The sequence below is a fragment of the Allobosea sp. P5_A5 genome, assembly GCF_056400625.1.
Genome location: NZ_JBFUKY010000008.1, coordinates 143,339 through 162,505 on the forward strand (window position 1 = coordinate 143,339; position 19,167 = coordinate 162,505).

Genomic DNA, 19,167 nt, shown 5'->3' on the forward strand with positions numbered 1-19,167 from the left:
CCGGCTTCAGGCCAGCTCGCGCTTCGGGAACAGTATCTTCACGCAGGTGCCGGGGCGGGCCTCACCCGGCCGTAGCGGCTCGACCGTCATCGTTGCCCGCATGCTGCGCATCAGGCTCGCAATCACCGTCTGGCCCAGGCCCTTGCTCTTGATGTCCTGGGGCATGCCGACCCCGTCATCTTCGACGCTCATCAGCAGCGCCGGCGCGCCATCCGAATGGACGGGCTCGAAGCGGAGCGTGATGCACCCCGCCATGTCGTCGGGAAAGGCGTGCTTGATCGCGTTGGTGACGAGTTCGTTGACGATCACCACGAAGGACACCGCATCCCGCCCGGGGAGCCGGATCGTCTCCATCTGAAGATCGAGCGCGATCGGCCGGCCTTCCGCAGCCTTGCCGATCTCGGCAAGCAGATCCTCCATATAGGGCCTGGCGTCGATCTCGTCAGTTTCGAGATCGAGCCGCAAACGGCGCTGGCCGGCGGCGATCGCCTGGATGCGCGACTGCGCCTGGACCAGCGCAGCTTTCACCGCAGGCTCCGGGCTCTGCCGGCTCTGAACGTTCAGCAGCGCCGAAACCATGGCGAGGTTGTTGCCGACGCGGTGATTGACGTCGCGCAGCAGCGCCTCCATGCGCAACTGCTCGCTCTCGAGCTGGCGGGTGCGCTCGCTGACGATCCGCTCCAGCTCGGCATTGCTGAGGGCGAGGGCTGCGCTGCGGCGCTGGCGGCTGCGCAGCTGCTGCCAGGCGGCGAAGGCAAGGCCGGCGAGCGCGATCACGATGCCGATGCTGCCCCAGAGCCGGCGGCGCTCCTCGCTGCGGTAAAGCGACAGCAGCCGCGCGTTCTCGACCCTTTGAACATCGAGCACGGTGTCGCGGATCGCATTCATCGCGACGATGCCGGGCCCGTCCCGCACAAAGGAAATGGCTTCGTCACGCCGTCCCGAGCGCTCGAGTTCGATCGTGCGGCCGAGTTCGGCGAGCTTCACCCGCATGTTCTGCCGCAGGCTCTCGACGCGTGATTTCTGCTCGGCGTCGCGAGCGACCAGGGATTCGAGGATATCGAGCTCCGGCCCCGCTTCAGCACTGCCGTCGGCGAAGGGCTGGAGGTATGCGACCTGGCCGGTGAGCAGGAACCCGCGCTGGCCGGTCTCGGCATCGCGAAGGCGCCCCAGGAAGCGTTCGGCGCGCTCACGGATTTCGATGGCGTGCGAGACGAGGTCGGCCGCGATCCGCGCTTCCCGGTTGATCCAGGCGGCGAGCACGATCGCCACCGCGACCACCGCGATGGCGATAATCGTCGCTGTCGCCGAACGGAGCCTGGCGCCGAGCACGGGCAAGGCAACGAGCGGCGACGTTCTGCGGGGTCTCACCTGATCCGACATGGCCACCGTGTTAAACACAGCATGGCCGATTCCCTATGTAAAATGACAGGCCGCAATGTCACGCTGCGGCCTGCTATCTTTCAAGCGTCGAAATCGTCGTCCTGACCGCCGCCTGAAAAAAGCTGACGCCCCAGGATCGTGCCTAGAACGGCAATTCCTCCCAGGGCCGCCACACGCCAGCCGATCCGCGAGGTGACGAGCTTGGCAGCGATGGGCGCGGCGGCAAAAGCAGCGCTTGCCGGGATCGGACGCGAAGGGCGCTTCCGGTTCTTGAGATAGAGCGCCGTCCCGAGCGAGATCGCAGCAGCCACGGCCAGGCCGCCTGCGATCCAAAGGCTCGCCGCGACCGGTCCGAAACGCAGCGCCAGCACCGTATGAAGAGCGCTCAAGGCGTAGCCGATCGCACATAAGCCCAACAGCCCGGTCAGCGCGAACAACCCGTAGATGGTGACGTTGCGCTTGACCGTCCCGGAGATCTCCGAGGCGATATAGGATCCGATCCCCCCGATCATGGGTTCAACGCGCCGAGATGTAGCCGACGAAAAGGCCGACGGCCGCCGCCAGGCCCAGGACCCGCAACGGCCGGTCGCGGATCTCGTCCTCGATCATCTGCTGCAGCTCCGAGGCCTGTTCCTTGGCGACATCGACCATGCGATCAGCATCGACGCCGACCGAACGCAGCCGGTCGCTGACCGTGGCGACCATGTCCTCGGCGCTGCGGACCAGCGTGTCCTCGAGCGCGCTGGCCTGGCCCTTCGCCTGGGTACCGGCACGCTTGGCCTCGGCCTTGACCTCTTCCACGCCGCTTTCGATGTGGTCCTTGGCGCTCTTGGCAGCGGCGGTGGCCTGTTGCTTCGCCGATTCGGTGGTGGCCATGAGGATCGTTTCCTGTCGGTTCGATTGGATTGTGATCGTGTCGAGACAAGGCCCGTGCCGCAAGGGGCCCACCGCCGCAATCGGCTAACGCAGTGAACAGGGTTCGGTTCCGATTGAGGTCGGATCGGACGAAATCGCTTCCGGCCGGTTCAAAGTCGAGCAGGCCCTTCGCTTGCGGCGCCGAGGCCATGGAATGCTAAGCGGTGGCGGGCTCGGACTCGGCCTCCTCCTTCGCCTTTTCGAGACGGTAATGGGCGAACTCTTCCTGCGCCACCATTCCGACGATGACGATCGGCGTGGCCAGCACCGCGCCGATCGGGCCCCACAGCCAAAGCCAGAAGATGAAGCCGATAAAGACCAAGAAGGGCGAGATCGTTAGACGGGAGCCGACGAACATCGGCGTCACCACATTTCCCTCGATCAGATGCAGGCCGTAATAGGCCGCCGCCGGCCAGAGTGCCGCTAGCAGCGAGGGCGCATCCAGCAAGGCCCCCGCAAAAAACATGACGGCGACGATCACCGGGCCGATGAAGGCAAGGAAGTTCAGCAGAAACGCCAGCGCACCCCAAAAGATCGGAAAGGGCATGCCCGCGAACCAGGCGATCAGGGTGGCCAGCACGCCCATGCCGAAATTGATCACCGTCACCAGCGCAAAATAGCGCGCGACCCGCTCCTCGATCTGTTCAAAGAAGGAGCCTGCCGATTTGCGGGCGCTGCGACCCAGGCACAAACGCAGGATGCGCGCCTTGAGGTGGCGCCGCGTCGCAAGCCAGAAATAGATGGTCGCGACGAACAGCAGCAGGCCTCCTGCGGCGGCCGAGGATGACATGGCGATGTCCATCAGCGGATTGCCTTGCTGGACGCTGATGTCCCCGCCATGCCCCGTCATCCCGGCAAGGCCGCGCTGGAACTGTTCCACGAAGGCGAAGACGCCCGACAGCTTGGTCTTCAGAGCCGTCGCCATGGCCGGACCCTGGTCGCTCCATGCCGCGACGGGCACAGCCAGAACGCCGATCGCGATCATCAGGACAGCGATGAAAAGCAGCACCACGAGCGCCGCGGCGAGATGCTGGGGCACGCGGTGACGGACCATCCAATCGACCAGCGGGCCGAGAACCAGGCCAAAGATCACGCCTGCGGTCACCGGAATGGCGATGACCTTCATCATGGAAAGCGCGGCGGTGAAAAGGATGACGAAGATACCGACGATCGCGTAGCGCAGGATCAGATCGTGCTCGTAGGGCGTGACATCGCCGCTCGCCTGTTCCTCGACGTTGTCGGGCGTCGCCATATAGCGTGGAAACGGCCGCCAGGCCGAGGAGGTGAGCATATGGCGTGATCCCGGCGCGCTATCCGCGCTTAGTGCGCGTCCGGCATGGAACGCGCACAGGTTGCAGCGGTTCCACCAACGTCAATGAGCCTCGTCCCAATTGCCGGCGGCGCGCGCCTCGACGGCCAGCGGAACACGCAATTGCACCGCCGGATGCGGGGCCTCGACCATGACGCGCGTGATCACGGGCAGCGTCTTCTCTACCTCGTCATCGGGCACCTCGAAGACGAGCTCGTCATGAACCTGCAGCAGCATACGGGCGTTGAGCCGCTCGGCTTCCAGCGCGGCGTCCATGCGCGTCATGGCACGGCGGATGATGTCGGCGGCGGAACCCTGGATCGGCGCATTGATCGCCTGTCGTTCGACGAAGGCGCGCTCGGACGGGTTCCGGGACGAGACCGCCGGAAAATGACAGACGCGGCCGAACAGCGTGGTGACCTTTCCATGCGCGCGGACATAGGTTTTGGTCTGGTCCATGTAGTCGCGGATGCCGGGGAAGCGCTCGAAATACTTGCGGATATAGGCGCCAGCCTCCTCCCGCCCGATGCCGAGCTGGTTGGCAAGGCCAAAGGCGGAGATGCCGTAGATGATGCCGAAATTGATCGCTTTGGCCCGCCTGCGCACCTCGCTCGGCATGCCCTGCACCGGCACGCCGAACATCTCGGACGCCGTCATCGCATGAATATCGATCCCCTCCGCAAAGGCCTGCCGAAGTTGGGGGATCTCGGCGATATGGGCGAGAAGGCGCAGCTCGATCTGGCTGTAGTCGGCCGAGACGAGCTTGAAGCCCTTCTCGGGCACGAAGGCGGTCCTGATCTTGCGGCCGGCCTCGGTGCGGATGGGGATGTTCTGCAGGTTCGGCTCGGATGACGAGAGCCGCCCCGTCGTGGTCGCCGCGAGCGCAAACGAGGTGTGGAGCCGATTGGTCTGCGGGTTCACATAGGTCGGCAGCGAATCGGTATAGGTCGATTTCAGCTTGGACAGCTGGCGCCATTCCAGAATCTTCGACGGCAGCGGATGACCCTGCTCGGCCAGCTCCTCCAGCACGCCAGCGCCTGTCGCCCATTGGCCGGTCGCGGTCTTCTTGGCGCCGGCCAGCCCCATCCGGCCGAAGAGAATGTCGCCGAGCTGCTTGGGACTGCCGATCGTGAATTTCTCTCCGGCCGTCTCGTAAATCTCGTCCTCCAGCCGGGCGAGCACCTGCGCGAAATCGCCGGAAAGCCGCGAGAGGATCTGCCGATCGATGGCGATGCCACGCCGCTCCATCCGGGCCAAAACCTCGATCAGCGGCCGTTCGAGGGTCTCGTAGACGGTCGTCTTGCGCTCGGCGACAAGGCGCGGCTTGAGGGCCTTCCAAAGCCGCAGCGTGATGTCGGCGTCCTCGGCGGCAAAATCGGCCGCCTTGTCGAGCGACACCTTGTCGAAGCTGAGCTGTGCCTTGCCGGTGCCGACGATCTGGGCATAGGGGATCGTCTCATGCCCGAGATGGAGCTCCGCGAGCCTCTCGAGGCCATGGGCATTGGTGCCGGCATCAAGCGCGTAGGACATCAACATCGTGTCTTCGATCGCGCGAAGCGGCAGCCCGTGCCGCTCCAGCACGAGGAGATCCGACTTCAGGTTGTGGCCGATCTTCAGGACGCCGGGATCGCCGAGAAGCGGCTTCAGGGCCGCGGCGGCCTGGGCAAGCGGTATCTGCTCCGGCTGCAGACCGTCGTCGAAAAGACCGCCGCTGCCCGCCCGGTGCTGGAGCGGGATGTAGCACGCCTTGTTGGGGGCGACCGCCAGCGAAAGGCCGACGAGATCCGCCTGCATCGGATCGAGCGAATTCGCCCGGATCTTCAGGGCAACCTGGCCGGTTTCATAACCCCAGCCGATCCAGCGTTCGAGATCGGCGAGCGTGCGCACGCATTCGTAGCCGGAGCGGTCGACCTTGCTTGAGGTAGCCTCGTTCTTCCGCGTCGCGGCAAGATGAGCCGGCGCCATCCAGCCGCCTTCGCCGCCGGCAGCCTCGGCCAACGTCGCGCCGGCCGAGGGCGCGACCGAAGCGATGTCGGAGACCGCATCCTCGATCGCGTCGGCGCCGGCATAAAGCGCCTTCAGCTCGGCAGCTCGCGACCCACCCGGCGCCAGCACAGGGTCGGCCTCGATCGCGCCGATATCGGCCTCATAGGCCTCGGCGACGCGCTTTGTGATGGTGGTGAACTCCATCGCCTTGAGGAAGGCGACGAGCCTGGCGGGGTCGGGCTGGTCCAGCGTGAGATGTTCCAGCGGTGTCTCGACCTTTACGTCATCGACCAGCGTGACGAGCTTGTGCGAGATGCGGACCTTCTCGACGACGTCGGGATTGGTCAGGGTTTCGCGGCGTTTGGGCTGCTTGATCTCGCCCGCGCGGGCCAGCAGCGTTTCGAGGTCGCCATATTCGCCGATGAGCTGGGCCGCCGTCTTGATGCCGATGCCGGGCGCGCCGGGAACGTTGTCGGTGGCGTCGCCCGCCAGCGCCTGCACATCCGTGACCTTATTTGGCATCACGCCGAAATATTCGACGACCTCGGGCTCTCCGATGCGGCGCTCGGCGCGGAAGCCCGCGCCCTTCTTCTGGTCGCCGGAGGCCGGGTCGTACATCGCGACGCCGGGCCCCACGAGCTGCATCAGATCCTTGTCGGCGGAGACGATCAGCACATCCGCGCCGGCCTCGCGGGCCTGTTTCGCATAGGTCGCGATCAGATCGTCGGCCTCATAGACATCCTGCTCCACCGGGATCAGCCCGAAGGCCCGCACAGCCTCCCGCATCAGCGGGAATTGCGGAATGAGATCGGCCGGCGGATCGGAGCGGTTGCCCTTGTAGGCGGGATAGATCGCCTTGCGGAACGAGTTCTCCGACTTGTCGAAGATGATCGCGAGATGTGTCGGCCTGACGCCGAGCACGCCCTCGCGCACGAACTGGAACAGCTTCGTCGCGAACAGCCGCACCGCACCTGAGGGAAGTCCGTCAGACCGGACGTTATATTTCCGGTCCTGATTGATCGACTGGAAATAGGCCCGAAAGATGAAGTTCGAGCCGTCGACCAGAAACAGGTGGTCGCCGGGTTTCAGCGCGGGGGCGGAGGCTTTGTCGCTCATGGCGGGGACCATATTCGCGCAGGCGCGGGCGGTCCATGGGCGAGACTGAGATGGTGCGCGCCAAGCTGTCAGGAATGGCAATTCGCGTTCGGGGGGGTGCGAGGAACCCTCTCCCGGAGGGAGAGGGCAGGGTGAGGGGTCGGCCGTTGGACGCCTGTCTGTAACCTCACCGCTGCTGCGGTGAGGAAGTGCCTCACTGGTCCGAGGCCCGACACCTCACCCCTGCCCCTCTCCTTACAGGAGAGGGGTTATGTCGCGGTTCGTGTGCTTACGCCGTGATCGTGTCGATCGCCGCCAGCTCTTCTTTGGTCAATGCCCAGTCGGCCGCCTTGACGTTCGCGGCGATCTGCTCGGGCTTGGTCGCGCCGGCGATGACGCTTGAGACCACCGGCTGGGCCGCCAGCCACGAAAAGGCGAGTTCGACGAGGCTGTGGCCGCGCTGCTCGGCGAAGGCGCTCAAGCCCTCGATGCGCCGCCAATTGTCCTCGCTGAAGATTTGGCCGGCACGTTCCGGCAGCTTCGACAGCCGGGCGCCTTCCGGCATCGCCGCACCGCGCTTGTACTTGCCCGTGAGGGCTCCGTTGGCGAGCGGGAAATACGGCAGCAGGCCCATGCCATAATGGGCCAAGGCGGGGATCAGGTCCTTTTCCGCGCCGCGCTTCAGCAGGCTGTATTCGTCCTGCGCCGAGGCGAAGCCGCCGAGCCCCAGGTCGCGGGCCGTCCACTGCGCATCGGCGACCTGCCAGGCGACCATGTTGGAGCAGCCGACATAACGAACCTTGCCCTGGGTGACGAGATCTTCCAGTGCACGCAAGGTCTCGTCGATCGGCGTCAGCGGGTCCGGCGTGTGGAACTGGTAGAGGTCGAGCCAGTCGGTCTTCAGCCGCGTCAGCGATTCCTCGACGGCGTTCATGATGTAGCGGCGCGAGCCCCCCTGGCCGCCATGAAACATCTTCATGCCGAATTTGGAGGCGAGCACGATGTCCTTGCGCCGGTCTCCGAGAACCTGCCCGAGCGCCGTCTCGGACCCGGCCTTCTCGCCATAGATGTCGGCGGTATCGAACAGCGTGATGCCATGCTCGATGGCGGCATCGACAACCTTGCGCGTCGCCTCCAGATCGATGCGCCCGCCGAAATTATTGCAGCCGAGGCCGACGAGGGAAACGCGCAGGCCCGAGCGGCCGAGATTACGGGTTTGCATGGTGATGGTCCTTCCCTGAACAGGCGCGCAGAGCACCAGAGCCGGCGCGGCAGGGCAATCGCCGCAGCCGTCAATCGCGGGCTGCGCCCAGCGCAGGCCGGAAGCAAAAATGCCCGGGCGTGAGCCCGGGCATCGGTATCAGGCCACGTCGGCCTTCATCTTCTGCGAGCGCTTGCGCTCGTTGGGGTCGAGGACGCCCTTGCGCAGGCGGATCGACTTCGGCGTGACCTCGACGAGTTCGTCGTCGTCGATCCAGGCCAGCGAGCGCTCCAGCGTCATCCGGATCGGCGGGGTCAGGCGCACGGCCTCGTCCTTCGAGGTGGTGCGAATGTTGGTTAGCTTCTTGCCCTTGAGCACGTTCACTTCAAGGTCGTTCTCGCGGGTGTGCTCGCCGACGATCATGCCCTGATAGACCTTCCAACCGGGCTCGATCATCATCGGGCCGCGATCCTCGAGGTTCCAGAGCGCGTAGGCCACGGCCTCGCCGGTTTCCATCGCGATCAGCACGCCGTTGCGGCGCCCGCCGATCTCGCCCTTGTAGGGGAGATAGGCATGGAACAGCCGGTTCATGATCGCGGTGCCGCGCGTGTCGGTCAGCAGTTCGCCCTGGTAGCCGATGAGGCCACGCGTCGGGGCGTGGAAGACCAGCCGCAGGCGATTGCCGCCGGAGGGACGCATCTCCAGCATGTCGGCCTTGCGCTCCGACATCTTCTGCACGACGACGCCGGAATGCTCCTCGTCGACGTCGATGATGACCTCCTCGATCGGCTCCAGAAGCTGGCCGGCCTCGTCGCGGCGCAGCACGACGCGGGGACGCGACACACCGAGCTCGAAGCCCTCGCGGCGCATCTGCTCGATCAGGATGGCAAGCTGCAATTCGCCGCGGCCCGAGACGATGTAGCTGTCCTTGTCCTTGGCTTCCTCGATCTTCAGCGCAACGTTGCCCTCAGCCTCCTTCAGGAGACGGTCGCGGATGACGCGGGTGGTGACCTTGTCGCCCTCGGTGCCCGCCAGCGGGGAATCATTGACCATGAAGGTCATCGACACCGTCGGCGGATCGATCGGCTGGGCCTTGATCGGGGTCTCGACCGATGGATCGCAGAAAGTGTCCGCGACCGAACCCTTCACCAGGCCGGCGATGGAGACGATGTCGCCGGGAATGGCCTCTTCGATCGGCGTACGCTCGAGGCCGCGGAAGGCCAGGATCTTGGTGATGCGGCCGCTCTCGACCACGCTGCCGTCACCCGAAAGAACCTTGATTGTCTGGTTCGGCTTGGCCGAGCCCGACACGACGCGGCCGGTGATGATGCGGCCGAGATAGGGATTGGCCTCGAGCAGCGTGCCCAGCATGCGGAACGGGCCATCCTCGACGGTCGGCTCGGGCACATGCGAGAGGATGAGGTCGTACATCGGAGCGAGGCCCTGGTCCTGCGGGCCGGCCGGATCATGCGCCATCCAGCCCTGCTTGCCCGAACCGTAGAGGATCGGGAAGTCGAGCTGCTCGTCGGTGGCATCGAGCGCGGCGAAGAGGTCAAACACCTCGTTGATGACTTCGGTGGTACGGGCGTCGGGCTTGTCGACCTTGTTGATCGCGACGATGGGCTTCAGGCCCAGCTTCAGCGCCTTGGAGACCACGAACTTGGTCTGCGGCATCGGGCCTTCGGCGGCGTCTACCAGCACGATGGCGGAATCGACCATGTTCAGGATGCGCTCGACCTCGCCGCCGAAATCGGCGTGGCCGGGGGTGTCGACGATGTTGATGCGCGTATCCTTCCAGACGACCGATGTCGCCTTGGCCAGGATGGTGATGCCGCGCTCCTTCTCCAGCTCGTTGGAGTCCATCACGCGCTCGATGACGCGCTGGTTGTCGCGGTAGGTGCCGGACTGTTGCAGCAGCTTGTCGACGAGCGTGGTCTTGCCGTGGTCGACGTGGGCGATGATGGCGATGTTGCGCATGGACATGCGGGAGGGGCCTTGCCTTCAAGGCCACGGGCCGGTCAAGGGTCGATGCCCTGCCGGCGCAGCCTGTTTCACGTGAATCTGGAATTCGCTGCGCTGCACATAGACGTTGCGGGGCCATTGGGCAACCGCAGCCTGTCCCAAAGGTGAATGCGCGTCAGATCTCGGCCATCACGCGCTGCCTTTCGGCGACCGCGCGGCCCACCTGATCGATCGCCAGGCGATAGGCGGCGAGCGCGGCGGCGTCGAGGTCGCCCTTGGCGTAGTCCGCCAGCACGCGGCTGAGGATGGTGTCGGCGTCGCGCCCCAGCCGCATCAGTTCGGCCTCGTCTTCGCAGGCGCGGATGATGCCGAGCAGCGTCAACAATTCGTCGAGCCCTTCCATCGCGCGCTTGCGCCGGTTGGCGCTCTCGCGCCCCAGCAATGCCGCCCCGCCGGTGCCGACGCCGGACAGGACCATCGCGCCGATATAAAACCAGTCGCCATAGCGGTCGAAGAAGCTTTCTTGCTCCCCGTCGATATAGGCGGCGGCGCCGGAATGGACCGGCAGCGGCGCGTCCTTGTCCGTCGAGGGCGTCTCCAGCGCCGCGATGGCCGGCACCTCCGTCGCCAGCGTCAGGCGCAAATCGAGGATGTCCTTGGTTAATTCACCGACGAGATTGTCGTCGAGGCTTTGCGCGGCGACCAGCCGGGATGTGATCGAGATCGTCGGCAGGCTTTCGGCCGGGCGAGGCGGGTCGCCACCCAGCGCGCCGCGCACGATCTCGCCGGATTCGATCGCGCGGTAATGGGCGGCCAACGCATCGGCCTCGCGGATCGGGATCAGGACGGGGTCCTCGCCCCAGGCAGAGCGCAGCCGCTTCAGCCCGTCATTGTTGGTGTGCGAGCCGACGGCGTTGATCGAGAAGAAGGCGTCAATCCGCTTGTCGCGCGCGGCCTGGACGATCTCGTCCTGATTCAACCCGATGATCTCCAGTTCGTCGGCGCCGACCTCATATTGCGCGAGAACCCGCTTGAGCAGCGCGATATTCCCGACCGGATTGCGGGAGACGCCGACCTTGCGGCCGCGCAGATCGGCGATGCGGCCGATCGTCGTGTCCTTGGTGGTGATGAAGAACGGATAGCTGCGGCGGGTGATCAAGACGGTGTCGGCCGTGGAGGGGGCCGCGATATCCGGCCGCAGCATCGCCAGCTCGGCCTGCCCTTCGTCGACTTTTCTGGCGCTGTCCTCGGAGCCTTCCGTCAAGACCAGCCGCAGCCGAACCGAGGCCTTGTCGCGGTTGAGGCCCTGGACGAAGGCCGCCGCCATGCGCGCATCTTCCGAGCCGAGCGGGCCGACCGCAAGCCGCAGCGTGCGCGGCTGGGTGAAGATGTAGAAGGCCGTCGCGGCGAGGCCGGTCAGGGCCAGCAGACCTGCCAGCGCCAGAAAACCACGACGTCCCATGCGCAATGTTTAACCCTCCGTCAGCCCGCCACCATGACGTCGCCCGCAACGATGTCGCAAGTGCGACAGGAACGGCAGCCTCATGCTAAGAGCGCCCATGATGAAAGGTTCCGCTGCGGTGATGATCAAGATCTGCGGTCTCTCGACGCCCGAGACGATGGAAGCCGCGCTGGAGGCCGGCGCCGACATGGTCGGTCTCGTCTTCCATCCCAGGAGCCCCCGTGTCGTCACCATGAAGCGCGCGATCGAACTTGCCGCGATGGCGCGCGGCAAGGCCGAGATCGTCGCGCTGGTCGTGGATTTCGATGAAGGGCAGGCGGCGGAACTGGTCGAGCAACTGGCTCCGGACTGGCTTCAGCTGCACGGCGGAGAGTCCCCGACGCTGGTCCATGCAATCAGCATCGCGGCCGGCCGGCCGGTGATGAAGGCGCTCGGCGTCGCGACTTCGGCCGATCTGGAGCGCATCGGGCCCTATGCCGCCGTCGCCGACCGCATCCTGCTCGATGCCAAACCGCCGAAGGACGCGGCCTATCCCGGCGGCCATGGCCGGCCCTTCGACTGGACGCTGCTAGCCGGCCTCGACCCCGCGCTCGCCTTCATGCTATCGGGCGGGCTTGACCCCGCGAATGTCACCGAGGCGATCCATGTGACCCGACCGGCCGGCATCGACGTATCATCGGGCGTCGAAAGCGCGCCGGGCGTCAAGGATCCGGCCCGGATCGTGGAATTCATCGCGGCGGCCCGAAAGGCCGCGGCGGATATGCAGGAAGGTTCGAGCGCATGAACGCCCCCTCTCATCCGAACAGCTATCGCAACGGCCCGGACGAGAACGGTCGCTTCGGACTGTTCGGCGGCCGCTTCGTCGCCGAGACGCTGATGCCGCTGATTCTCGAGCTGGAACAGGCCTACAACGCCGCCAAGGCCGACCCGGCCTACCACGCCGAGATGTCGAACGGGTTGAAGCACTATGTCGGCCGCCCCTCGCCGCTCTATTTCGCCGAGCGCCTGACCGAGTATTTCCAGAAGCAGGCGGCAGCCTCCGGCCTGTCGGGCGGCGCGAAGATCTACCTCAAGCGCGAGGAGCTGAACCACACCGGCTCGCACAAGGTGAACAATGTGCTCGGCCAGATTTTGCTGGCGCGGCGCATGGGCAAGAAGCGCATCATCGCCGAGACCGGCGCGGGCCAGCATGGCGTCGCCACCGCGACGCTCTGCGCGCGCTACGGGCTGGAATGCATCGTCTATATGGGCGCGGTCGATGTCGCCCGACAGGCGCCGAACGTGTTCCGCATGCAGATGCTGGGCGCGACCGTCGTGCCGGTCGAATCCGGCACCAAGACGCTCAAGGACGCGATGAACGAGGCGCTGCGCGACTGGGTGACCAATGTAGGCACGACCTTCTACTGCATCGGCACGGTCGCGGGCCCGCACCCCTATCCGGCGATGGTGCGCGACTTCCAGTCGATCATCGGCACCGAGACCAAGGCGCAGATGCTGGAAATGGAAGGCCGCCTGCCGGATTCGCTGATCGCCTGCATCGGCGGCGGCTCCAATGCGATGGGGCTGTTCCACCCCTTCCTCGACGACCCGTCCGTCGAAATCTATGGCGTCGAGGCGGCCGGCCATGGCGTACCGAGCGGGCTGCATGCGGCTTCGCTGACCGGCGGCAGGCCCGGCGTGCTGCATGGCAACCGCACATTTCTGCTGATGGATGAGGATGGGCAGATCGCCGATGCGCATTCGATCTCGGCCGGTCTCGACTATCCCGGCATCGGCCCGGAGCATTCCTGGCTGCACGATATCGGTCGGGCGACCTACCTCTCCGCCACCGACGAGGAGGCGCTCGAGGCGTTCCAGCTGATCTCGAAGCTGGAGGGGATCATTCCGGCGCTGGAACCTGCCCATGCGCTGGCCCGCGTCGCCGAACTGGCCCCGCAGAAGCCGCGGGACCATTTGATGGTGGTCAACCTGTCCGGCCGCGGTGACAAGGACATCCCGCAAGTCGCGGAAATCCTGGCCGGGCGCTGAAAGCCGCCCGTCCTCTCCGCTTAAAGCCTTACTCGACTCCTGCGTGCAATTCGGCAAGTCTCGCCTTTCGGGCGGTATCTGCCCGGGATGTGGCGTGGAGCTTGAACGGGTTTGGCGGTCGCGGACGGCAGCGAGGCGGTCGAGAGGCGTGGTGAGGCGGTCGGCCTGCCCGCCGAGATCGCGTTCCTTCAGCGCCATGGCATTGCACCGGCCGCTCTTCACGACGCCGCAAGGCGGGCGGCGCGCCATGGCAGCTCCCCGCTCGCCGAAGCCTATGCGCTGCGGATCATCGACGAGCAATGGTACTACCGCGCCTTCGCGGCAGAGCATGACCTGCCCTATTGCGAGGACGGCTTCCGGCTCGCCTCAGGCGGAGACCATGTCGCGATCCTGCGGGCCGGTGTGGCTCCCTGCACGGGGAGTAGGGCCGGGCACTACCGCTTCATGCTCGCGCCGGAAGGGCCTGCGCTGCGGCGGATGATCGAGGCTGGGCCGCGCGGACGCCGCGACATCGCGGTGACCACGCCGCGCCGCTTCGCCGAGGCGCTGCGTGTCGCTAATGCGAGCGATGTGGCGCAGCACGCCGCCAATCTCGACGAGCCCGGCCTTGCCCGCGACAGCGCCCGCCTGCCTGCAAGCCGAGGGCAGAGGGTCACGGCGGGGATCGGGGTGGCAGCCGCAGCCTTCGGCGGCGTTTTCGCGCCGCTGGAAGCCTTCTTCACGCTGGCATTTTTGCTTGGCCCGATCTTTCTCGGGCTGATCCTGCTGCGTCTCGCCGCCGCAATCGAGCCCAAGGCCGACGACCTCTGGCAGACGCATCGATGGCGCCTCGACGATGCCCGACTGCCGGTCTACACGGTCGCGGTCCCGCTCTATCGCGAGCTGCGTGTCCTCGAGCAAATGCTGCGTGGGCTCGCGGCGCTGGACTATCCCGCCGCAAAGCTCGACATCCGCCTCCTGATCGAGGCCGACGACAGCGGCATGCGCGCAGCCCTCGCGGAGATCCGGCTGCCGGCGCATATCGGGGTGACGATCGTCCCGCCGGGGGCGCCACGCACCAAGCCGCGCGCGCTCAATCTCGCCTTGCGCGAGGCGCGTGGCACGCTTTTCACCATTTTCGACGCGGAAGACATTCCCGACCCGCAGCAGTTGCGGCTCGCCGCCGCCCGTTTCCAGCGCGCGCCAAAGGAGCTCGCCTGCCTGCAGGCACGGCTGGTCATCGACCACACCGGCGAAGGGCTGCTGCCGGCGCTGTTCGCGCTCGAATATGCCGGGCTCTTCGAAGTGCTGAACCCGGGCCTCCTGAAATCGGGCCTGCCGATCATGCTCGGCGGCACCTCGAACCATTTCCGCACCGATGCTCTGCGCGCGATCGGCGGCTGGGATGCCTGGAACGTCACCGAAGATGCCGATCTCGGCATCCGGCTGGTGCGGGCCGGCTACCGCATGGGCGACCTGCCGTCGGACACACGGGAAGAGGCGCCGGTCACCGTCAAGGCCTGGCTCAAACAGCGCTCGCGCTGGATCAAGGGCTACATGCAGACGGTGATGACGCATTCGCGGGCGCCGGTCGCGTTGCTGCGCGAGGCGGGCTTTCCCGCGACCTTCGCCTTCGCCGCGCTCATCATCGGGACGATCGTGACGGCGCTCGGCTTCCCGGTCTTCGCACTGGCCGCTCTTTGCGCCTGCTGGGAAGGCTCGCTTTTCATGCCGGCCGACAACTGGGGCACCCTGACCTTGGCCTTCGCCACCGCCATTTGGCTGCTGGGAGTTGTCGCGCTCTTCGCGCCGCCGGCGATCGGCGCGCTACGCCGAGGCGATCACGACCTGCTGCTGCTCGTGCCGCTGCTGCCGCTTTACTACGGGCTGGTCTCGATCGCGGCCTGGATGGCCCTTTACGAGTTCTTCACCCGGCGTTTCGCCTGGAACAAGACGGAGCACGGTCTCGCGCGGCGGCTGGCTTCGGCACCCGCGCCAGAGATCACGAGTGGCGCAGCCACTCCGCCGCGGCCTGCTCCGGTGGCTGTTCGATATTGAAGGCGCCGACGAAGCTGCCGTCCTTGTCCATCAGATAAACCAGCGCCGTATGGTCCATGGTGTAGTCGCCGTCCTTGAGCGGCACTTTTTTGGCATAGGCCCGGTAGGCCTTGATCACCGCATCGATCGCCGGCCGGTCACCGCTCAATCCGACGATGCGCGGATCGAAGGAGCCGAGATAGCTCTTCATCGTCTCAGGCGTATCGCGCTCGGGATCGACCGTGATGAAGAGCGCCTTGAGCGTCTTTGCCTTGTCGCTGTCGCCGGCTGCGCGCATCGCTTCCGAGATTTCAAAGAGCTTGGTCGGGCAGATGTCGGGGCAATGGGTGAAGCCGAAGAAGACCAGGAAGGGCGAGCCGCGCAGATCGGTGTCCGAGAGCGGCTTGCCCTCCTGCGTCGTCAGCGTGAACGGCCCGCCGACGCTGGCCGTGCCGGTGCTGGTCGTCCGTGCACCGGGCGAGAAGGTCAGGATCGCAGCCGCCGCCAGCGCGAGCGCACCGACCAGGAAGACGACGAGAGGCAGGACGAGGCGGCGGTTCACAAGCGTTCTTCCGGTCTTGAGGCTTGGATGCAATTCTCAGGGCTTAAAAACATCGGCGGTTAAAAACACGCGACGATGGAGGCGATCAACCCATCGGTGAAGAGCCGGCTGCCTTCGCGCCACCACAGCAGCAATCCGGCCAGCAACAGGGCCAGCGCCCCGCCGACAAGCAGCAGGATGCCGCCACGGCTCGCGGCGACTTCATCCGATCCGGAACGGGGTTCGACCTCGGCCATGCCAACAGAATAGCCGCGAAGCGGCGGCGCCGAAAGCGGGCTGGGTGACGCAGGCAAAGTGCCCACGCCTCAAGCGATGAAGTGCTTCGAGAGCTTGAGGGCCTGGCCCTGATAGTTCGATTTCAGCCCCGCTCCGTAGAGCGCTTCCGGCCGGGCCGCCATCGCCTCGTAGACCAGCCGGCCGACGATCTGGCCATCCTCGATGACGAAAGGCACGTCGCGCGAGCGCACCTCCAGCACGGCGCGAGCGCCGCGCCCGCCTGCTGCGGCATGGCCGAAGCCGGGGTCGAAGAAGCCGGCATAATGCACCCGGAACTCGCCGACCAGCGCGTCGAACGGGGTCATCTCCGCGGCATAATCCGGCGGAACATGGACAGCCTCCTTGGAGGCGAGAATGTAGAACTGGCCGGGGTCGAGGATCATCGCGCCCGAGCGATCGTCGGGGATCGGCTCCCAGAACTCGGAGGCCCGGTAGGCTCCGACGCGATCGACATCGATCAGCCCGGTATGGTGCTTGCCGCGATAGCCGAGCAGGCCGCCGAAGCCGGACAAGTCCACACTGACGGCGACACCGCCCTGAAAAGAGGGTTCGGCGGCCGAGACCAGGGTCTCGCGGAGGTGAACTTCGCCAAGCGCGCGGTCGTCCAGCCGGGTTTCCCCGGCCCGAAAGCGGATCTGCGACAGGCGCGAGCCACTGCGCACCAGCACCGGGAAGGTGCGCGGCGAGATCTCGATATAGAGCGGGCCGTCATAGCCGTCCTCGACGAGGTCGAACTCACGGGCCCGGTCCGTGATGACCCGGGTGAAAACGTCGAGCCGTCCGGTCGAACTCTTGGGGTTGGCTGCGGCGCGCAGGCCTTTCGGCAGCTTCAGGCCTTCCATCAGCTCGGCGACATAGACGCAGCCGGTTTCGAGCACCGCGCCGCGGGTCAGGTCGATCTCGTGGAGCGAAAGGTCCTCGATGCGGCTGCGCACCGTGCGTCCGGGGCCCGGCAGAAAGCTCGCCCGCACGCGATAGGCTCGCGCGCCCAGCCGCAAATCGAGGCTCGCGGGCTGGATCTGGCCTTCGGCCGGGGGCTGGGCAAGCCGGATCGCACCCTGCCCGGCAAGGGCGCGGATGGCGCTGTCTGGTTGGATGCCGGGCTTGAAAGGCAGCATGCGAGGTCCGCGAGGAAGACAGTCCTTGCTAGCGAAGGCTGTGGCAAAGGCCAAGCCAAGGCGGGGGATGAGTACCCTGGCTTGCGGCGTTGTCCACGCCCGATTGGCACGGCGAACCCATTGACGGGCCAGCAGCGGCCTCCATAACTGGCATATGGCGGATCGAGGAACACCGAAAAAGCCCGAGGCGGCGGAGCCGATGTACCGTGCCGAAACGCATGGCGTGCGGGTGACGGCCGAACCGCGCTTCATGGAAAGCGAATCCTCCCCGCGCCAGGACCGCTATTTCTGGGCTTATGCGATCGAGATCGTGAACCTCTCGGAACAGACGCTGACGCTGAAGACGCGTCACTGGACGATCACGGATGGGCGCGGTCAGGTCCATGAGGTTCGCGGCGAAGGCGTGGTCGGCCAGCAGCCGGTGCTCCGGCCGGGCGAGAGCTTCAACTATACGTCCGGCTGTCCGCTGGCGACGCCGCACGGTTCGATGCAAGGCGCCTACACGATGCGCGACGAGCGCGGCGCAAGTCTCGAGGTCGCGGTGCCGCTGTTTCCGCTCGATTCCCCTCATGTGAAGAAGGTCCTGCATTGACTGCCGCCTCTGCCATTTCGACTGTCGGGCAGCGCTACGCGCCGCTCGACATGCTCGCCCGGCTCGTCGCCTTCGACACGGTGAGCCAGAAATCCAACCTGGAGCTGATCGATTTCGTCCAGGACTACCTTGCCGGCTGGGGTGTCGCCGCGCAGCGCTTTCCGAATGCCGCGGGCGACAAGGCGGCTCTCTTTGCCACCATCGGCCCGCAGGACAAAGGCGGCGTCGTGCTGTCCGGCCATACCGACGTGGTGCCTGTCGAGGGGCAGGCCTGGAGCCGCGACCCGTTCACGTTGCATGTCGAGAACGGGCGCGCCTATGGCCGGGGCGCCGTCGACATGAAGGGCTTCGTTGCGCTCGCGCTCGCTTTGGTGCCGGATTTCCTGGCAGCCGGCCTCAAGACGCCGATCCACCTGTTCTTCTCCTATGATGAGGAGGTGACCTGCCTCGGCGTGGTCGACGGCATCGCCGCGATGGGCAAGACGCTGCCGTTGCCTCTCGCCGTGATCGTGGGCGAACCGACATCGCTCGATATCGCCGATGCGCATAAGGGTATCCGCACCTTCCTGACCCGCGTCAGTGGTTTTGCCGCCCATTCCTCCAAGCCCCATCTCGGCGCCAGCGCGGTCCATGCCGGGGCGCTGCTGGCAGCCGAACTCGACGCGATGCAGGAGGAGGCGAAGGAGCGGCCGGACGAGAGCGGACGGTTCGATCCGCCTTACGACACCGTCCATGTCGGCAAGTTTCATGGCGGCATCGCCCGCAACATCCTGGCCGACAAAACGGAGCTCTCCTGGGAAATCCGCACCCTGCCGGGCTCCGATCCCGAAGCCGGGCCGGCGCGCTTCGCCGCCAGGGTCGAGACGGTGCTGGCGCGCATGCGCCAGACCGCGCCCTCCTCCACGATCGAGACGGTGATGACCTCGGATGTGCCGGGGCTCGCGCCCGATCCGGGCTCGCCGGCCGAGCGCCTCGCCATGCGGTTGTCGGGCCGCAACGACACGATCGCCGTCGCCTATGCGACGGAGGCCGGGCACTTCCAGCGCGCGGGCCTGCCGACGGTGGTCTGCGGGCCGGGCTCGATCGACCAGGCGCACCAGCCGGACGAGTACATCACGCTGGAACAGCTCGAGGCCGGCGAGGCCTTCATGAGGAAGCTGATGGCGGAGTGCCGCGGGTAAGCATCGCTTGACGGATGGGCGCGGGGAACCCTCTCCCATAGGGAGAGGGCAGGGTGAGGGGTCGGGCGTCGGACGCTTCGG

At 66.2% G+C, this 19,167-nt stretch carries 16 protein-coding genes; 5 read left to right on the plus strand and 11 right to left on the minus strand.

Translation table 11 applies throughout. From position 1 onward, the window contains the following. Positions 1-6 precede the first annotated feature (6 nt). From AC1DR6_RS16665 to AC1DR6_RS16700, 8 genes are all read right to left on the minus strand, one after another. Positions 7-1,371 (minus strand): sensor histidine kinase, encoded by a 1,365-nt coding sequence (locus AC1DR6_RS16665; RefSeq protein ID WP_476830362.1) that lies wholly within the window; start codon positions 1,369-1,371, stop codon positions 7-9. Between the two features lie 92 nt (positions 1,372-1,463). Next, positions 1,464-1,895, minus strand: coding sequence for a hypothetical protein (locus AC1DR6_RS16670; protein ID WP_476830363.1), 432 nt, complete (start codon positions 1,893-1,895; stop codon positions 1,464-1,466). Between the two features lie 4 nt (positions 1,896-1,899). Then, the gene (locus tag AC1DR6_RS16675) at positions 1,900-2,259 is read right to left on the minus strand and encodes a hypothetical protein (protein WP_476830364.1); all 360 of its coding nucleotides are present in this window, start codon (positions 2,257-2,259) and stop codon (positions 1,900-1,902) included. A gap of 196 nt (positions 2,260-2,455) precedes the next feature. Continuing rightward, positions 2,456-3,589 carry an AI-2E family transporter gene (locus AC1DR6_RS16680; RefSeq protein ID WP_476830365.1) on the minus strand — a complete coding sequence of 378 codons (1,134 nt, stop codon included), beginning with the start codon at positions 3,587-3,589 and terminating at the stop codon, positions 2,456-2,458. 81 nt (positions 3,590-3,670) lie between these two features. Further along, the gene (polA, locus tag AC1DR6_RS16685; RefSeq protein WP_476830366.1) at positions 3,671-6,709 is read right to left on the minus strand and encodes a DNA polymerase I; all 3,039 of its coding nucleotides are present in this window, start codon (positions 6,707-6,709) and stop codon (positions 3,671-3,673) included. A gap of 268 nt (positions 6,710-6,977) precedes the next feature. Beyond that, on the minus strand, positions 6,978-7,910 hold the full coding sequence (locus AC1DR6_RS16690; RefSeq protein ID WP_476830367.1) for an aldo/keto reductase: 933 nt from the start codon (positions 7,908-7,910) through the stop codon (positions 6,978-6,980). Positions 7,911-8,048: 138 nt separating this feature from the next. Next, positions 8,049-9,872 carry a translational GTPase TypA gene (gene typA, locus AC1DR6_RS16695; RefSeq protein ID WP_476830368.1) on the minus strand — a complete coding sequence of 608 codons (1,824 nt, stop codon included), beginning with the start codon at positions 9,870-9,872 and terminating at the stop codon, positions 8,049-8,051. A 154-nt stretch (positions 9,873-10,026) separates the two neighbouring features. Beyond that, positions 10,027-11,313: a TAXI family TRAP transporter solute-binding subunit gene (locus tag AC1DR6_RS16700; RefSeq protein WP_476830369.1), complete on the minus strand. Its 1,287-nt coding sequence runs from the start codon at positions 11,311-11,313 to the stop codon at positions 10,027-10,029. A gap of 97 nt (positions 11,314-11,410) precedes the next feature. Between AC1DR6_RS16700 and AC1DR6_RS16705 the strand changes: the two genes are divergently transcribed. From AC1DR6_RS16705 to AC1DR6_RS16715, 3 genes are all read left to right on the plus strand, one after another. Next, positions 11,411-12,097, plus strand: coding sequence for a phosphoribosylanthranilate isomerase (locus AC1DR6_RS16705; protein WP_476830370.1), 687 nt, complete (start codon positions 11,411-11,413; stop codon positions 12,095-12,097). Next, entirely contained in the window at positions 12,094-13,341 is a 1,248-nt protein-coding gene (gene trpB, locus AC1DR6_RS16710; RefSeq protein WP_476830371.1) for a tryptophan synthase subunit beta, read from the plus strand. The genes AC1DR6_RS16705 and trpB overlap by 4 nt, the downstream gene beginning before the upstream one ends. A gap of 111 nt (positions 13,342-13,452) precedes the next feature. Further along, positions 13,453-15,378: a glycosyltransferase gene (locus AC1DR6_RS16715; protein WP_476830372.1), complete on the plus strand. Its 1,926-nt coding sequence runs from the start codon at positions 13,453-13,455 to the stop codon at positions 15,376-15,378. Here the strand turns inward: AC1DR6_RS16715 and AC1DR6_RS16720 are convergent. The 3 genes from AC1DR6_RS16720 to AC1DR6_RS16730 all read right to left on the minus strand — a co-directional run bounded on the left by AC1DR6_RS16720 (position 15,323) and on the right by AC1DR6_RS16730 (position 17,313). Next, positions 15,323-15,919, minus strand: coding sequence for an SCO family protein (locus tag AC1DR6_RS16720; RefSeq protein WP_476830373.1), 597 nt, complete (start codon positions 15,917-15,919; stop codon positions 15,323-15,325). The two genes, AC1DR6_RS16715 and AC1DR6_RS16720, sit on opposite strands and share 56 nt — an antisense overlap. 59 nt (positions 15,920-15,978) lie before the next feature. Further along, positions 15,979-16,155: a hypothetical protein gene (locus AC1DR6_RS16725; protein ID WP_476830374.1), complete on the minus strand. Its 177-nt coding sequence runs from the start codon at positions 16,153-16,155 to the stop codon at positions 15,979-15,981. Between the two features lie 69 nt (positions 16,156-16,224). Then, positions 16,225-17,313, minus strand: a complete 1,089-nt coding sequence (locus AC1DR6_RS16730; RefSeq protein ID WP_476830375.1) for a 2'-deoxycytidine 5'-triphosphate deaminase — start codon at positions 17,311-17,313, stop codon at positions 16,225-16,227. Between the two features lie 199 nt (positions 17,314-17,512). Here AC1DR6_RS16730 and apaG point away from each other — a divergent pair, with 199 nt between their 5' ends. Both apaG and argE read left to right on the plus strand, forming a co-directional pair. Next, entirely contained in the window at positions 17,513-17,905 is a 393-nt protein-coding gene (gene apaG / locus AC1DR6_RS16735) for a Co2+/Mg2+ efflux protein ApaG (protein WP_476830376.1), read from the plus strand. Between the two features lie 14 nt (positions 17,906-17,919). Then, on the plus strand, positions 17,920-19,086 hold the full coding sequence (argE, locus tag AC1DR6_RS16740) for an acetylornithine deacetylase (RefSeq protein WP_476830458.1): 1,167 nt from the start codon (positions 17,920-17,922) through the stop codon (positions 19,084-19,086). Positions 19,087-19,167: the final 81 nt, after the last annotated feature.

What these genes read in the sequence shown, in the direction of transcription:
- AC1DR6_RS16670 (WP_476830363.1), bottom strand. Translation starts at nt 1,895, where the DNA reads ATGATCGGGGGGATCGGATCCTATATCGCCTCGGAGATCTCCGGGACG.
- AC1DR6_RS16675 (WP_476830364.1), bottom strand. Translation starts at nt 2,259, where the DNA reads ATGGCCACCACCGAATCGGCGAAGCAACAGGCCACCGCCGCTGCCAAG.
- AC1DR6_RS16680 (WP_476830365.1), bottom strand. Translation starts at nt 3,589, where the DNA reads ATGCTCACCTCCTCGGCCTGGCGGCCGTTTCCACGCTATATGGCGACG.
- polA (WP_476830366.1), bottom strand. Translation starts at nt 6,709, where the DNA reads ATGAGCGACAAAGCCTCCGCCCCCGCGCTGAAACCCGGCGACCACCTG.
- AC1DR6_RS16690 (WP_476830367.1), bottom strand. Translation starts at nt 7,910, where the DNA reads ATGCAAACCCGTAATCTCGGCCGCTCGGGCCTGCGCGTTTCCCTCGTC.
- typA (WP_476830368.1), bottom strand. Translation starts at nt 9,872, where the DNA reads ATGTCCATGCGCAACATCGCCATCATCGCCCACGTCGACCACGGCAAG.
- AC1DR6_RS16700 (WP_476830369.1), bottom strand. Translation starts at nt 11,313, where the DNA reads ATGGGACGTCGTGGTTTTCTGGCGCTGGCAGGTCTGCTGGCCCTGACC.
- AC1DR6_RS16705 (WP_476830370.1), top strand. Translation starts at nt 11,411, where the DNA reads ATGATGAAAGGTTCCGCTGCGGTGATGATCAAGATCTGCGGTCTCTCG.
- trpB (WP_476830371.1), top strand. Translation starts at nt 12,094, where the DNA reads ATGAACGCCCCCTCTCATCCGAACAGCTATCGCAACGGCCCGGACGAG.
- AC1DR6_RS16725 (WP_476830374.1), bottom strand. Translation starts at nt 16,155, where the DNA reads ATGGCCGAGGTCGAACCCCGTTCCGGATCGGATGAAGTCGCCGCGAGC.
- AC1DR6_RS16730 (WP_476830375.1), bottom strand. Translation starts at nt 17,313, where the DNA reads ATGCTGCCTTTCAAGCCCGGCATCCAACCAGACAGCGCCATCCGCGCC.
- apaG (WP_476830376.1), top strand. Translation starts at nt 17,513, where the DNA reads ATGTACCGTGCCGAAACGCATGGCGTGCGGGTGACGGCCGAACCGCGC.